The organism is Vreelandella zhanjiangensis DSM 21076 (assembly GCF_000377665.1).
Taxonomy (GTDB): domain Bacteria; phylum Pseudomonadota; class Gammaproteobacteria; order Pseudomonadales; family Halomonadaceae; genus Vreelandella; species Vreelandella zhanjiangensis.
On record NZ_KB898646.1, the window covers coordinates 743553 to 757309 of the forward strand.

Sequence of the window (13757 nt, forward strand, 5' to 3'; positions counted from 1 at the left end):
GGCCTTGAATGGCCGCCTAGGCAATCTCGCAGCGCGCATGGGCTGGTATCAAGAGCTGCGCAACCCGTTCCTGGCCTGCCTCGATATGCTTTTCAGTTAGCGCTAACCCTCCCAAACATAGGCGGTACTCATCGCCTTCACTAAACGTTACCTTTTGCGGCATAGTGGGGTAATAGTAGTGCTCGATCAGCGATGAGAGTGAGAAAACCCCGTTATGAGACTCTTTCAAGCGGGGCATGCCCGATGAAGCTAATTGGCTATTGAGCGTGGCTAAAGAGCTGCCTAGCGTTGCGCAATCGAACCCTGCATGGTGCAAGCGAGGCCCCATGACGGCTATCCAGGCGGCCAGCGGATTGGCCTGTTGAAGCTCTTGGTAAAGCAGCCAGGAAGGCATGGGCCACGGGCGCCCACGGCAGAGTAAATTATGCCCTATGCAATCCTGAGGATGAGATTGATTAATAAGGGCTCCCAGCGCTTCACGCGGCGATTTGGGCAACGTGGCCAGCTGCAGTTCGGATAAGATAAGCCAGCTGCCGTTATCACTGGGAGCGAGAAGGTGAATCAGCAGGCCTTTATCTGCCATGGCATAGTGGTCGACATGGCGGTAGCCCATATGCGCAAGCCGGCTATTCAGGGCGGAGGCAGCAAAAGCGCCATAGTTAAGCGTGACGAGCGTTAAATACTCTGGTGTAGAAGACAGCGGCCAGAGCCTCAAGGCACCAATATCAGGATGCATGTGGATGTAATCAAGCCACAGCTGTTGTATGAATTCATCACGCTGCATGATGCTGTCCTCGCCGCCTAAACAAGCTCTATCAGGAGTAAATGACTTGTTCCTACTCAGTATAGGCAAACGGGTAAGCCGCGTTTTCAACGCGGAGAAGAGGCATATTTAACGCAAAAGTCAGCTTAGCCCGGCGGGGGCTTCATCAAGAGCCACAACGTGAAAGAGTGCTGATGACGGGCCTAGGACGTAAGTAGCTGCTTATCACGCACGAACTGGTCAAATTCGGTAAAGCCGCCCACATGGGTTTGATCGACAAATACCTGAGGAACTGTATGAATAGGCTTACCCGCTGTTTTAGCGATGTCTTCCTTGGTCACACCTTCAGAAGGCATATCGACATAGCGATAGCCCTCTATTTTGCCCGCTGATTCCAGCTGTTCAGCAAGATACTTAGCACGTACGCAAAAAGGACAGGACATTCTGCCAAAAATAACTACAAACATGTAAACGCTCCAATGGTCAGGATAGTAATGGGTATAGTGGCGCATATTGTGGCGTAGCCGCGCCCATTTCGCCAATAGGTGCAGGTAATCGCGGCGATTGGTAGGGTTTTAACCTGGAAAACTCAGGCTTAACAGCGCGTAAGAAGTATGCAGCACGCCGACGTGACTTCTATACTCATGGTGTTTCTCGCTAAGCAGTCTTTTACTTACTGGAAAAGGAAAGCTGAATGACGTCTCAATCAGGTACAACGCCTCGTGTCGCCCTGGTAACAGGTACTAGCAGCGGCATTGGTGCGGCTGTCGTCAAACATTTTTGCGAGTTAGGCTATCAAGTGCTGGCGGTCGACTTCAATCCCGCGGGTAAAGACGTGGCTGATGCTGCTGGCGCGGCTTTTTTTCAAGCGGATTTAACCGATCCTACAGCTTGCCGTGAAGCGGTCAACGATGCTGTAAGGCGTTTTGGCAGCGTGGATGTGCTCGTCAATAACGCCGGTATTCAGCATGTGTCAGCAATTGAGGATTTTCCCGAGGAGAAGTGGCGTCAAATTATTGATCTGATGTTAACGGCACCTTTCCTGCTGGCACAGGCCGCTTGGCCTTATATGCGCAAGGCCGAATGGGGGCGCATTATTAATATTGCCTCAATGCACGCACAGGTAGCCTCACCGGGTAAAGCTGCTTACGTAAGTGCAAAGCACGGGTTGATCGGCTTTACCAAAACGGCAGCGCTGGAGGGCGGCCCTCAAGGAATTACCGCCAATGCGATATGCCCGGCCTATGTAAAAACTCCGCTGGTGGACAATCAGATTGCCGATCAGGCCAAGCTTAATAATATGGATGAGCAGGAAGTTATTGAAAAAATCATGCTCAAAAATGCGGCGGTCAAGCGCTTGATCGAACCTCACGAAGTCGCCCAGATGGTGGCGTACTTGGCATCCGATAGTGCTGGTGCGGTCACCGGGGCAAGTTGGAGTATTGATCTAGGCTGGACAGCCCAGTAACGCTTTCCGTCGTGTTCAGTTAATTGTCTGGAATATCTGAGGATTTATGTGGCTTTATCGCCGTACGGGACGTTTCTGCAGTTTACGCTGCAGCGTACGGCGATGCATGCCTAGCGCACGGGCCGTAGCGGAAATATTACCATCATGCTCTTGCAGCACCTTTTGAATATGCTCCCAGGTGATGCGGTTAATCGAGGGCGGGTTGTCGGCAAGTTCGATATTTGGATCACCCTCCTGATGCTCAAACGAGGCAATAATGTCGTCCGCATCCGCTGGTTTGCATAGGTAGTTAACGGCCCCCAGTTTCATCGCTTCCACCGCAGTGGCAATGCTGGAATAGCCGGTCAAAACCACAATGCGGCAGCTCGGAACAGCGGTTAGCATTTCTGGCAGTAGTTTTAGTCCTGAGCTGTTTTCAAGCTTTAGATCCAGCGTTGCCATCGTGGGTTGGAACTGGGTCGCGACCGCGAGCGCCTGGTCGGCATCGTGCGCTGTCATCACCTCAAAGCCGCGACGAGTAAAAGCCCGGCTTAGGACATGACAGAACATTTCATCATCATCGATAATTAATAGGCGTTGATCTGTCGTTTGCATGATGTCCTCAACATGGTTACTTGAAACTGATTAAAGCGCGTTTTAAATACAATTGCTTAGGCAGGTCTGCGCTTTAACTGGGGGCTGAGCTACGCGGCAGCGTCACTTCTGTCAGGGTGCCGCCTTCGGGGTGATTATACAGGCTGACACCGCCACCAAAGCGGTTGATCGTGGCATGGGTTAAAAACAAACCAATTCCCATGCCTTTACTCTTGGTAGAAATAAACGTGTCACCAAGCTGATCAGCAATGGACATGGCAATGCCCGGCCCGTGATCGCGAATATCGATGACCACGCTCTCTTCCTGCCAGTCCAGACGAACGGCGATACGCTCAGGGTTGGCATCTGCGGCGTTATTCAACAGGTTCATTAACGCCTGATCCAGCGTGGTATCCACCGCAAGCCATGGCCTGCCGCGCTTGTCAGTAATATCAAACTGATGGCTAACATCCGGACGTAAAACCAGCCAGCGCTGCACAACGCCTGTCAGCCACTCTTGGGCATCCAATATTTCCGGCTCTGCCATGCGTTGACGGTCAGAACTGGTAACCAAGTGCTGCAAGCGTGATTTACAGATGTCGACTTGTTGGCGAAGCAGGCGAATATCCTGATGCAAGGTGCCATCGTCGGGCGCTTCTTCCTGCATCTCTTTTAATAAAATGGCCATGGTTGAGAGCGGAGTGCCTAGTTCGTGAGCTGTGCCGGCGGCCTGAGTTGCCACGGCCAGCACCTGCTCGTTACGCAGTGCCGCTTCTCGGGTGCGCGAAAGGGCTTTGTCACGGCTGCGTAGCGCATAGGCCATTTTGTAAATAAAGAAGGTTACCAAGCCCGCAGAGAGACCAAAGTTCAGCCACATTCCCAAAACATGCAGGTTAAGCATCACATCGCTATTGATATGCCCAAGCTGGGGGATCGGATGGTAATAGAACATCAAAAAGCTGTAACCGGCCATGGCACTGCCGGCACAAGCCCAGGCGTGACGCCACGGCAACGTTGCCGCGGCAATGGTAACTGGCACCAGGTAATACGTGATGAACGGGTTGGTTGAGCCGCCTGAAAAGTAGAATAGAAGCGTCAGGCCGGTAATATCCGCTAATAGATGCAGCAGATACTCGATATGCTCAACCGCACGCGGACGACCTAAACGCCACCAGGTGGCAATATTCAAAATTCCCATCGCGATAACGACGCTCACGACCGCGGTGACCGGTAAATTGAACCCTAAAAGCTCAACGCCCACGACGATCGCGAGTAAAAAACCTGTCCAGGTAATGCCACGTACAATCGTCAGGCGAACAAGGTTTCGGTTAGGCGTAGAGAGAGGAAGCGGCAGGGCGGGTTGCATGGGCCACCTATTTCTTGGGCGTTTTAATGCTGTGAATAATAGATTTGATGATTAGGGTCATGACATACGTGAGCCAGCCCGCTGAGGCCAAAAGATTGAACAGCAGCATTTTAGGAGGCAGCCACGTGTTGCCGAACGTGGCTTCCACCATGATATGAAAAAACATCGCCAGTAGAAGTGGCAGAGCCAGGATATGGATCCACATATCCGTGCGCCGCTTGCGAATATGATAGCGACGCAATAGAAAGCGCATGGGGCGATGCGCCCAGCTAAACAAAATGATTGCGCCAACAATGAATAGCGCTGCCAGGGTTGGCTCGGCACTGCCGTTATGGACCGAAATGGAGATTGACCAGGCCAGGCCTAGCCACACCAAACCCTCTATGCTGGCAATGATGTCCGCATAGCGTCGCACGTTTTGCATAAAAAATTGGACCTTAGAACCTCTAAAAGTGCCGTTATAATACGATACTTGGCACACGCTGTGGCAGCGATGAGCAGATTTCTCTCCCAGCCGTATCGCGTATACTGTATTGGCGTTTCTTTCTTTTACCAGCTTAGGACTTGCCGTGGACGTTATTACCCTGACCCGCCCCGATGATTGGCATCTTCATTTACGCGATGGCGAGGCGTTAAGCGCCGTGGTGGGGCATACCGCCGCCCAGATGGGGCGTGCGATTATTATGCCTAACTTAACCCCACCGGTAACGACCACGGCACAGGCACTTGAATACCGCGAGCGTATTCTGGCTGCACTGCCTGAAGGAAGTACGTTTGAGCCGTTGATGACGCTTTATCTAACGGATACTACGCCTCCCGAAGAAATTGAGCGTGCAGCACAAAGCGGCTTTATCAAGGCCGTCAAACTCTACCCTGCTGGCGCTACCACCAATTCGGATTCTGGCGTTACGGATCTGGCCCATTGCGATGAAACTATCGCGATGCTCGCCCAGGTGGGCATGCCGCTGCTAGTGCATGGCGAAGTAACCACCGCTGATATCGATATCTTTGATCGTGAAGCGGTGTTTATTGAACAGGTAATGAAACCACTGCTGGCGCGGCATCCGTCGCTTAAGGTGGTTTTTGAACATATCACCACCCAGCAGGCAGCGGAGTTTGTTGCTGCAGCGCCAGATACGGTTGCCGCGACGATTACCGTCCATCATTTGTTGTTTAACCGCAATAAGATGCTGGTCGGTGGCATTCGCCCACACTATTACTGCCTGCCCATTCTCAAGCGTGAACAGCACCGTCAGGCACTCTTGAAGGCCGCGACCAGCGGTAGCCCAAAGTTCTTTTTGGGCACCGACAGCGCCCCCCATGCGCAGGGCGATAAAGAGTCCAGCTGTGGCTGTGCTGGCGCTTATACGGCACCCGCGGCCATCGAGTTATATGCTAGGGCGTTTGATGAAATGAATGCACTGGATAAGCTTGAAGCGTTTGCCAGCCTCAATGGTCCGCGCTTTTATGGCTTAGCGCCTAACGCCGATAAGATTACTCTGGAGCGTAAAGCCTGGAAAATGCCGGAAAGCTATCCCTATGCCGGAGACAAAAAGATTATTCCGCTACTGGCGGGCGAGTCGCTTGCGTGGTCAATCAAGGCGTAATCTTTCGCTGTATAAAAAAAACGGAGCCAGTGGGCTCCGTTTTTTTGTGGCAGGGCAGAGTGCTTGATTGATCAGCGCTGGCTAAGCCCTAAAAGCATCTCATCCACCATGCGCGATGAGTGTGCGGCCGCCACGTCCAGGAACTCCTCGAAGGATAGGTGGTTATCGTCGTTACCTGGAATATCGGATAGCGCGCGGATGACTACAAACGGACATTGGTAGAGATGACAGGTCTGCGCAATGGCGGCGGCTTCCATTTCCACGGCCAGCATGGAAGGGAATTGCGCTCGGGTTGCTGCTACGCGGGCAGGGTCCGCCATAAAGGCATCGCCCGTCGCAATCAGTCCTTCACGAACGTTAACTTCACCGACCGTTAAAATGGCCTGCCGGGCGATATCGCGCAGCTGAGTGTCCGCCAGATAAGCAGCTGGCATGCCGGGTACTTGGCCAATTTCATAGCCAAATACCACGGCATCTACATCATGATGGCGAACTTCATCTGAAATAATCACGTCGCCAATCTTAAGGTCGCTTGCAAATCCGCCCGCTGAGCCGGTGTTGATAATGGCATCAGGCTGGTGGCGCTCAAGTAAAATAGCCGTACCTACTGCTGCGTTTACCTTGCCAATACCCGATAGCAAAATCACGATTTCCAGCCCGTGGCGTGTACCCGTATGGAATACAAATCCGGCGTGTTCATAGCGTTCGGCGTTGTCGAGTTGTTCGACAAGAATGTTAATTTCCTGCGCCATCGCGCCAATGATACCAATACGCTTCATAGAGTAGATTCCATCGCCCATACGTTAAAAATTAAAGACTTAATATTAAAGATTTAGTATTAACGGCCGGATATTAATGACCGGCTATTAACGATCGAGTATTAAAACATCGTGCGCCTAGGTTTCGGCGTCGTGGCGTTCAGCCGCTTCAAGAGTGTTTTCCAGTAATGTGGCAACGGTCATCGGTCCAACACCGCCAGGTACGGGGGTGATAAAGCTTGCCCGCTCTGCCGCTGCGGCAAAATCCACATCACCGACAAGTGAGCCATCTTCCTGACGGTTAATGCCTACGTCGATTACGATGGCGCCTTCCTTGATCCATTCGCCTTTTACGATGCCAGGTTTGCCTACGGCAACGACCACTAAATCTGCTCGGCTAACATGCGCTTCCAAATCACGCGTAAAACGATGGCAGATAGTCGTGGTACAGCCTGCAAGCATCAGCTCAAGCGCCATAGGACGGCCTACGATATTTGAGGCCCCGACAATGGTTGCATTAAGCCCGCGTACAGAAAGATCGCTCTGCGTGAGCATGGTCATTACCCCTTTGGGCGTGCAGGGGCGTAGAGCCGGCAACCGTTGGGCAAGCCGACCAAGGTTATAGGGGTGAAAGCCATCCACATCTTTGTCAGTGCGGATGCGCTCTAAAATTGGCCCGGCATCCATATGAGCCGGAAGTGGTAGCTGTACCAAAATACCATCAACACGCGGGTCCGCATTAAGCTGGTCAACCAGGCTTTCAAGCGCCTGCTGTGTTGTATCCGCTGGCAGGGCGTGCTGGAACGAGAGGATGCCAGCCTGCTCACAAGCCCGATGCTTATTATTCACATAGACATGAGACGCGGGGTCTTCCCCGACCACAACAACGGCTAGTCCTGGTACACGAGCGCCAGCAAGCTTGCGTGCTGCTATCTTCTCGGCAACGCGTTGGCGGACATGAGCAGCGATGGCTTTTCCATCGATAAGTTGGGCGGTCATTTACAAGGATCCCTGTGAAGGTTGAAACACTTGGCGCTAAAGCAGGTTTGCTTGAGCATTTTCATGGGGGTAATTTTCGCATGCCAGGGCGGCCAGGCAAAGCATCTACATAATCAATCGCATTAAGTGTTGACTTTAAATCTAGAAATAGTAATATATGCCTCGCTTGAGACGGGCAGCGCGGTAAGCGTCAAGAGTGATAAATCGGGATGTAGCGCAGTCTGGTAGCGCGCCTGCTTTGGGAGCAGGATGTCGGGGGTTCGAATCCCTCCATCCCGACCACACTTAACGTGAAAGGTGGTACATTGCTTTTCCAAGCGTGGTTGTGGTCAAGTGCTCATCGGTATTCAGCTTGTTTCGAATGCTTTACGTGCGCCCATAGCTCAACCGGATAGAGCAACGGCCTTCTAAGCCGTAGGTTGCGGGTTCAAGTCCTGCTGGGCGTGCCATTAATAAAGCATTTAAATGGTCAAAGCCGGTTAGGTGATCTAGTCAGTAGTACTATCAATGGTGGATGTAGCTCAGTGGTAGAGCCCCGGATTGTGGCTCCGGTGGTCGTGGGTTCGATCCCCATCATCCACCCCAGTTGATAGAAGCAAGACCCCAGTTTTAGGTTGTGGTGGATGTAGCTCAGTGGTAGAGCCCCGGATTGTGGCTCCGGTGGTCGTGGGTTCGATCCCCATCATCCACCCCATTAACCTCCCTCGTTATTTATCATGTAGTTCTTCTTTTTTTATTTTATCTCCTATCCACTTAATTGTGGTTTTTTGCGTTTTTGCTATACATCATTTTTTAACTCTGTATTCCTTTGCGGTTTGTATTGTTTTCGAATGATTTACTGCGCATATCGACAGCGTTTTCGCCTGTCTATCTCTTGCTATACTTCAATAGCTTTTTTCTATATTAGATGCTGCGCCCTCAATGCCGCTGCTTTTATATGGTTTCTTTGTATGCACCCTGCATGCGCGCACTCAATCATCCCGTTTTGGCTTCTGGGGCCTGTTTATCTTCTTTTATCCTGCCGTATCAGCGCTTGGTAGTGAAGTCATCTGTTATAGCATTTTTAGTAGGTTTAATTTCTGTATTTAATAGTTAAAAGAGATTTTTTGACTATATTAAAGGCTGATGTTTAGTGATATTTTTCAAATGCTTATTAATCTAGTCTTTGCTTATATTAAATACGGATTCTATTTCGAGGGGCATAAAATGATGCGACAAACGGTGGTGTTAGGTGCAGGCATGGTAGGTGTCAGTATCGCGTGGCATCTGCAGCAGCGTGGACATCAGGTAACGCTGGTGGACCGCCGTCAGCCTGGCCGAGAAACCTCGTTTGGTAATGCAGGTATTATTCAGCGTGAGGCGGTGCGCCCCTATGCGTTCCCACGTGACATGAAAACAATCTTAAGCGTGTTGCCTAATCGGCGCGTGGATATCCGTTATCGTGCAGCCGGTATGTTGAACGCTGCCTCTCCGCTATTAAGTTATTGGCATAACTCATCATCCCGGCAGTATAAAAAAATAGTTCCGGAATGGGCTTCCCTGATTCAGCTATGCCTGAAGGCACACGGGCCAATGATTGAAGCGGCAAGTGCTGAGCATTTAGTGCGCCGAGAAGGCTGGCTGGAGATTTACCGTACTCAGGCGCGTCTGGACAAGCGTATTGAAGAAGCTGAAGAGGCGCGTGCGCTCTACGGCGTTCAGTTTGATGTGCTGGATCGTGCGGGTGTTGAGCGTAAAGAGCCTGACCTGGGAAGCGATATTATAGGTGCTATTCACTGGCTGGACCCGTGGACCGTGTCAGATCCTGGCGCTTTGGTGGCCGCTTACGCTGACGATGTGACTAAAAATGGTGGAGAGATTCTCCAGGCGGATATTCAAAAAATTGAGCAGGTAGGTGAGCGTTGGCGAGTGGTTACCCAGGAGCAAACCCTGGAAGCTGATGAGGTGGTGGTGGCGTTAGGGCCTTGGGCGGGCGATTGGATGAAAGGGCTTGGCTATCATTTCCCCACTTTTGTGAAGCGTGGCTATCATATGCACTACGCCACTAAGCCGCCCGCCAAATTAAATAACTGGCTGATGGATGCTGAAGTCGGCTATTTGTTAGCGCCTATGAATGCAGGGGTTCGCCTGACCACGGGTGCTGAATTAGACCGTATGGAATCGCCGGCTGACGAACAGCAGTTGGGCGCTGCAGAAAAAGTAGCCCGGAGCATTTTTCCATTGGATGAGCGACGCGATACGGCTGCCTGGAAGGGCGCGCGGCCCTGTCTGCCGGATATGAAGCCTGTTATAGGTCCAGCGCCACGCCACCCTGGGTTATGGTTGGCCTTTGGCCACGGCCATCAAGGTTTTACTCTTGGCCCGGCTACGGGGCAACTGTTGGCCGATATGATGCAAGGCATGCCTACAGAAATTGATATGGCGCCATTTCGAGCGGACCGCTTTTAATCTCGGTCAGGCGTAATTAAGCGTACCCACAAAGATCGTTTTTGTGACTAGCCCGTATCTTTGCTAGTCTAAAGCGACGTTGTTTTTTGAGGGTAGGGTTTATGGATGTTTCTATAAGCAATACGGTGAGTACGGCGCTTTATATGAACCAAGCGCAAACCGCTGAACAGGCCCAAATGCAGTTGTTCAAACAGGCATTGGATATACAGGCTCAGCAAGTCACAGAAATTATGGCTTCCGCTAATATGGGTGCAGAACCCGGTCTAGCTAAAGATGGCAACGTTGGTACCATGATCAACACATACGCTTAGTTGGATAAACGTTTGATCACTGCTTACGATTATTTTGAAACGCCGACTTGTTCGGCGTTTTTTTATAAGTTTTTTAGAATGTTTTACAGCCGAAGCGACTGGGTGAACGCTAAATTTAATCACTGCGCCGCCATTATATTGTCCCTGAGAACAGCGAATTATTAAAAAGCTAAGTCTTACAAAACTTTTACAAAAGGTGATACGACTGCTACATATGTAGGGTGGGTTTTAAATTATTGCCTGCTATCCAGGCATAAATAGCCAAAAAAGGAATCACTATGAACAAGGAAGCGTTGAAAAAAATTAGTATTTTAGGCGTGGCGCTGGGTTTGACCGCAAGTCCTTTGGCGTTTGCCCAGACCAACACGACTACTGATACAAGTACTAACACCGTTCAGGGAGCAGGTCACGAGTCAGTGTTGGAAAATCAGCCTCGCGGCGCAGCTGCTCCTACTGGCAATAAAGAAGAGTGGGAAAGTGGCGGTGGCGAAGAAGAGGGCCCGGTCGTTGATATCGAAGACAATGCGCGCAGTCATGCAGCCGGCCACGAAGCAATCAATAGCGAACCGCGTGGTCTAGCCGCTTCTACCGGCAATACAGAAGAGTGGCAAGAGGGCGGTGGTGAAGACGAAGGCCCTGTTGTTGAGGCCGATGAGCAAAACCAGACTCATAGTCATGCAGCCGGCCAGGAAACGATCAACAGTGAGCCGCGTGGTACAGCCGCTCCTACAGGTAATACTGAAGAGTGGGAAGAAGGCGGTGGTGAGGAAGAAGGCCCCGTTGTCGAGTAATTGATCTATTATGCCCCGTCTAGGCGGGGCATAACTGCACTGTTTAGTTTCTGCGTTAACACTTCCTTGTGATGAACATGGCACCTGCCCCCTCCTAACGGTACAATCTCGCCCAATTATGCAAACCTCAGTTTGAGTTACTTAAAGCTTCAGTACGAAGCGTAGGTACACAGCTGAGTACAAATTTCTATAGAGGCAAGATGAAAGATACCCAGTTAGCCTATGAGGCGGGGCTTAGACGCACCTTTGCAATCATTTCACACCCGGATGCGGGTAAGACGACGATTACCGAAAAAATGCTGCTATTTGGTAATGCCATCCAGCTGGCCGGCTCGGTAAAGAGTAAACGTAACGACCGCCACGCGACTTCTGACTGGATGAAGATGGAGCAGGAGCGGGGGATCTCGGTAACGACCTCCGTTATGCAGTTCCCCTACGGCGGGCGTATCGTTAACTTGCTTGATACCCCTGGGCACGAAGACTTCTCTGAAGATACCTATCGGACTTTAACGGCCGTTGACTCTGCCTTGATGGTGATTGACGGCGCCAAGGGCGTCGAAGATCGAACTGTTAAGCTGATGGAAGTGTGCCGCCTTCGTACCACGCCCATCCTCACCTTTATCAACAAGATGGATCGTGACATTCGTGACCCTATCGAAGTCATGGATGAAGTCGAGACTGTTCTGAACATCCAATGCGCACCGATGACATGGCCGGTGGGCATGGGTCGCCATTTTAAAGGCGTGTATCACCTGTATAACGATGTGATTCACCTCTATACGCAAGGCCAGGGTAGCCGCATTCCTGAAGATAAGCGGATTGAAGGATTAAATAATCCCGAAGTCGATGCTGTACTCGGTGAGGAGCAGGCAGAAGAGCTGCGTATGGAAGTAGAGCTGGTGCGTGGCGCTTCACATGAATTCGATCTTGAAGCTTACCGTCGCGGCGAACTCACCCCGGTTTACTTCGGTACCGCCATGGGTAACTTTGGCGTACGTGAAATGTTGGACGGCTTTGTAGAGTATGCGCCTGCTCCCCAGCCGCATGAAACTGATGTACGTGAAGTAACTGCGCAGGACGAACGCTTTACCGGGTTTGTATTTAAAATACAGGCCAACATGGACCCTAATCACCGTGATCGCATCGCCTTTTTACGTGTTTGCTCCGGCAAGTACGAGAAAAACATGAAGATGCGCCACGTGCGGATCGGTAAGGACGTCAAGATTGCCGATGCGCTGACGTTCATGGCATCTGACCGCTCGCATGTCGAGGAAGCCTGGCCCGGCGATATTATTGGTTTGCATAACCATGGCACGATTCAGATCGGCGATACCTTTACGGTCGGTGAGGATATGCGCTTTACCGGTATTCCTCACTTTGCCCCTGAGCTCTTCAAGCGTGTACGCCTAAAAGATCCTTTGAAGATGAAGGCTCTTCAGAAAGGTCTGCAGCAGCTCTCGGAAGAGGGTGCCACGCAGGTGTTCATGCCCATGGACAACAATGACCTGATTCTTGGCGCAGTGGGTACGCTCCAGTTTGATGTGGTCGCCCACCGTTTGAAGGAAGAGTACAAGGTCGACTGTTTGTACGAAGGGGTTAATGTGCAAACGGCGCGGTGGATATATTGCGAAGATGCCAAAATGCTGGAAGAGTTTAAGCGTAAAGCCAGCGCCAACCTCGCCATCGATGGCGGTGGCTATTTAACCTATATTGCGCCTACGCGGGTTAATTTACAGATGACCCAAGAGCGTTGGCCGGATATTCGTTTCCAGCCTACTCGCGAGCATTAATCCCCGCGGCTCTCAATGGAATCTGAAATCGGCGAGCCCAGGGAAGGGCTTGCGCTCGCTTTTCTGCAACTTGCTCTCCATCTCTACAAAAGAAGGAGTCGCTGACAATGCTTGTTGATGCACACTGTCATATGGATTTCAGCGTCTTTGATCAAGATCGTGACGCGGTTTTTGCGGCTGCCCATGCTTCTGGGGTCGAGCACTTTGTGGTTCCCGGGACTACGCGGCAATGCTGGTCGCAGGTGTTGGCCCTTGGCAAACGCAACGATGTCAGCGTATGTCTGGGCTTACATCCCTATTTTATGGATCAGCATCGACGAAAAGACGATATTCCTGCGTTGGAGCGAATGCTAAGTGCGAACCCATGGGTATCGGCGATCGGAGAATGCGGTATTGATGCGCGTTTTAAAGATACCTGGGATAAACAGTGGGATCTGTTTGATGATCAGCTGCATCTGGCCAAGCAGCATAAGCTTCCCGTAGTAGTTCACTGCGTACAGGCGAATGATAAGGTTAGCAAGCGTCTGCGCCAGCTGGCGCTTCCCCAGGCAGGGCTCATCCACGCCTTTTCGGGTTCTATTGAGCAGGCCCGCAAGTTTTTAGACCTGGGGTTTGTGTTAGGCCTGGGCGGTGCGGTTACCTATGAGCGCGCCCAGCGGTTACAGCGAATGGTTGCTGCGCTGCCCGACGATGGTTTTGTGTTAGAAACAGATAGCCCCGATATGCCGTTAAGTGGCCATCAGGGCGCGCGTAATGAACCCAAGCGTATTGCTCAGGTGTGTCGCATTGTGGCAGACCTGCGTGGTCAGACTGAGCAGCAAATAGCGGCATGCAGTACTGCGAATGCCGCTCGTTTGTTTAAACTCGCCATCGACTGATATTG

General features: G+C 51.5%; 14 protein-coding genes and 4 tRNA genes. 11 read left to right on the plus strand and 7 right to left on the minus strand.

Translation table 11 applies throughout. The annotated features are described in order from the left end of the window. Positions 1 to 16: 16 nt before the first annotated feature. Positions 17 to 784 carry a VOC family protein gene (locus D467_RS0103275; protein WP_018916082.1) on the minus strand — a complete coding sequence of 256 codons (768 nt, stop codon included), beginning with the start codon at positions 782 to 784 and terminating at the stop codon, positions 17 to 19. A 182-nt stretch (positions 785 to 966) separates the two neighbouring features. Continuing rightward, the gene (locus tag D467_RS0103280) at positions 967 to 1230 is read right to left on the minus strand and encodes a GrxA family glutaredoxin (protein ID WP_018916083.1); all 264 of its coding nucleotides are present in this window, start codon (positions 1228 to 1230) and stop codon (positions 967 to 969) included. A gap of 227 nt (positions 1231 to 1457) precedes the next feature. Between D467_RS0103280 and D467_RS0103285 the strand changes: the two genes are divergently transcribed. Continuing rightward, complete coding sequence (locus tag D467_RS0103285; RefSeq protein ID WP_018916084.1) at positions 1458 to 2231, plus strand: 3-hydroxybutyrate dehydrogenase; 774 nt, start codon at positions 1458 to 1460, stop codon at positions 2229 to 2231. A gap of 54 nt (positions 2232 to 2285) precedes the next feature. On the opposite strand, the gene D467_RS0103290 is transcribed toward D467_RS0103285, so the two are convergent. From D467_RS0103290 to D467_RS0103300, 3 genes are all read right to left on the minus strand, one after another. After that, positions 2286 to 2825, minus strand: coding sequence for a response regulator transcription factor (locus D467_RS0103290; protein ID WP_018916085.1), 540 nt, complete (start codon positions 2823 to 2825; stop codon positions 2286 to 2288). A 73-nt stretch (positions 2826 to 2898) separates the two neighbouring features. After that, the gene (locus D467_RS0103295) at positions 2899 to 4170 is read right to left on the minus strand and encodes an ATP-binding protein (protein ID WP_018916086.1); all 1272 of its coding nucleotides are present in this window, start codon (positions 4168 to 4170) and stop codon (positions 2899 to 2901) included. Between the two features lie 7 nt (positions 4171 to 4177). Continuing rightward, positions 4178 to 4594, minus strand: a complete 417-nt coding sequence (locus D467_RS0103300; RefSeq protein ID WP_018916087.1) for a hypothetical protein — start codon at positions 4592 to 4594, stop codon at positions 4178 to 4180. Positions 4595 to 4739: 145 nt separating this feature from the next. Between D467_RS0103300 and pyrC the strand changes: the two genes are divergently transcribed. Then, positions 4740 to 5777, plus strand: coding sequence for a dihydroorotase (gene pyrC / locus D467_RS0103305; protein WP_018916088.1), 1038 nt, complete (start codon positions 4740 to 4742; stop codon positions 5775 to 5777). Between the two features lie 71 nt (positions 5778 to 5848). Here the strand turns inward: pyrC and mtnN are convergent, their stop codons facing one another. Both mtnN and folD read right to left on the minus strand, forming a co-directional pair. Then, positions 5849 to 6556 (minus strand): 5'-methylthioadenosine/S-adenosylhomocysteine nucleosidase, encoded by a 708-nt coding sequence (mtnN, locus tag D467_RS0103310; protein ID WP_018916089.1) that lies wholly within the window; start codon positions 6554 to 6556, stop codon positions 5849 to 5851. A 117-nt stretch (positions 6557 to 6673) separates the two neighbouring features. Next, positions 6674 to 7534: a bifunctional methylenetetrahydrofolate dehydrogenase/methenyltetrahydrofolate cyclohydrolase FolD gene (gene folD, locus D467_RS0103315; RefSeq protein ID WP_018916090.1), complete on the minus strand. Its 861-nt coding sequence runs from the start codon at positions 7532 to 7534 to the stop codon at positions 6674 to 6676. 205 nt (positions 7535 to 7739) lie between these two features. Between folD and D467_RS0103320 the strand changes: the two genes are divergently transcribed. The 9 genes from D467_RS0103320 to D467_RS0103360 all read left to right on the plus strand — a co-directional run bounded on the left by D467_RS0103320 (position 7740) and on the right by D467_RS0103360 (position 13752). After that, a tRNA-Pro gene (locus D467_RS0103320) sits at positions 7740 to 7816 on the plus strand. 90 nt (positions 7817 to 7906) lie between these two features. Continuing rightward, positions 7907 to 7983, plus strand: a tRNA-Arg gene (locus D467_RS0103325). Between the two features lie 61 nt (positions 7984 to 8044). Continuing rightward, positions 8045 to 8119 (plus strand) — tRNA-His (locus tag D467_RS0103330). 34 nt (positions 8120 to 8153) lie between these two features. Next, positions 8154 to 8228, plus strand: a tRNA-His gene (locus tag D467_RS0103335). Positions 8229 to 8740: 512 nt separating this feature from the next. Further along, positions 8741 to 9982, plus strand: a complete 1242-nt coding sequence (locus D467_RS0103340; RefSeq protein WP_026285594.1) for an NAD(P)/FAD-dependent oxidoreductase — start codon at positions 8741 to 8743, stop codon at positions 9980 to 9982. Positions 9983 to 10083: 101 nt separating this feature from the next. Next, positions 10084 to 10293: a putative motility protein gene (locus D467_RS0103345; protein WP_018916092.1), complete on the plus strand. Its 210-nt coding sequence runs from the start codon at positions 10084 to 10086 to the stop codon at positions 10291 to 10293. Between the two features lie 278 nt (positions 10294 to 10571). Then, positions 10572 to 11084 (plus strand): hypothetical protein, encoded by a 513-nt coding sequence (locus tag D467_RS18995; RefSeq protein WP_018916093.1) that lies wholly within the window; start codon positions 10572 to 10574, stop codon positions 11082 to 11084. A 200-nt stretch (positions 11085 to 11284) separates the two neighbouring features. Further along, on the plus strand, positions 11285 to 12874 hold the full coding sequence (locus D467_RS0103355; RefSeq protein WP_018916094.1) for a peptide chain release factor 3: 1590 nt from the start codon (positions 11285 to 11287) through the stop codon (positions 12872 to 12874). Between the two features lie 107 nt (positions 12875 to 12981). Continuing rightward, positions 12982 to 13752: a TatD family hydrolase gene (locus tag D467_RS0103360; protein WP_018916095.1), complete on the plus strand. Its 771-nt coding sequence runs from the start codon at positions 12982 to 12984 to the stop codon at positions 13750 to 13752. Positions 13753 to 13757 lie beyond the last annotated feature (5 nt).